Below are 856 nucleotides of genomic sequence, written 5' to 3' on the forward strand. Positions count from 1 at the left end.
GACATCGACTGGCGGGCCTGGCTACGACGTGCTGGCCTTCGTGACCCTGGAGGTGATGCACCGCGACATTGATGCGGTAATCTCCGCGCTGCGCGGGATCCCGAACATCCTGGAGGTCCATGAGATCTCCGGCAACGGCGATCTGTGGCTGCGCCTGGCCGCCATGGACACCCATCAGCTGCAGTCGGCGCTGCGCCAGATCCTGCGCATCCGCGGTGTGAACCGCTCGGAGACCACGTTCGCGCTGCACACCCACCTGTCCTACCGCTGCGCCCCGCTGCTGGAGCAGTACCGCCAGGACCACGGCTAGGCTTCCGCCGCCTGGGCCCAAATCACTGCCGCAGAAACACACCGATTTCAAGACTTCCTCTGGCTACCTCCACGCCCTAGGCTGGAGATACCAAGTAGCCACGAGGGGTGTTCCCCGGCTGAGGCAGGATACTCCTCGACAACCGAAGGAGTACGTCATGAGCCGCGATATGGAACCCGGGGACTTCGCCCCGCAGTACGGCAACGATCTGTACGAGCCCGACGACGGACGCGATTCGCAGGCCTATGAGGCTCCAGCGACATGCCCGAAACCATGCGCAACATCGACCCGCTGGCCCAGCGCGGTTACCTGCTCGACGACGACCTCGAAGAGGACTCGGACCTGGATAACGAGTTCACGGACGAAGACGATGCGGAAGAGGACGACGACGAGGACGAGGAGGACGACGTCCCGGTCGAGGACCTGGAAGAGGCCTAACACCTCGCAGAAGCGTCCTTTCGCCCCTTCCGGGTTCCGCCCCGAGCGGGGGCGGCGAACCCGGGGTACAACGCGCCCGGCTCCGCCCGGGATAGACGGCAGGGTAGG

The 856-nt window shown here is 65.2% G+C and carries 2 protein-coding genes; both read left to right on the top strand.

Annotated elements, in window-relative coordinates:
• A partial coding sequence (locus tag JCM19049_RS15935) for an Lrp/AsnC ligand binding domain-containing protein (RefSeq protein ID WP_279403410.1) occupies positions 1-310 on the top strand: 310 nt, incomplete at its 5' end.
• Between the two features lie 261 nt (positions 311-571).
• A complete protein-coding gene (locus JCM19049_RS21520) occupies positions 572-748 on the top strand; it encodes a hypothetical protein (protein WP_279403411.1) in 177 nt (58 codons plus the stop codon).
• Positions 749-856 lie beyond the last annotated feature (108 nt).

The organism is Arthrobacter sp. JCM 19049 (assembly GCF_001310435.1).

What these genes read in the sequence shown, in the direction of transcription:
- JCM19049_RS21520 (WP_279403411.1), top strand. Translation starts at nt 572, where the DNA reads ATGCCCGAAACCATGCGCAACATCGACCCGCTGGCCCAGCGCGGTTAC.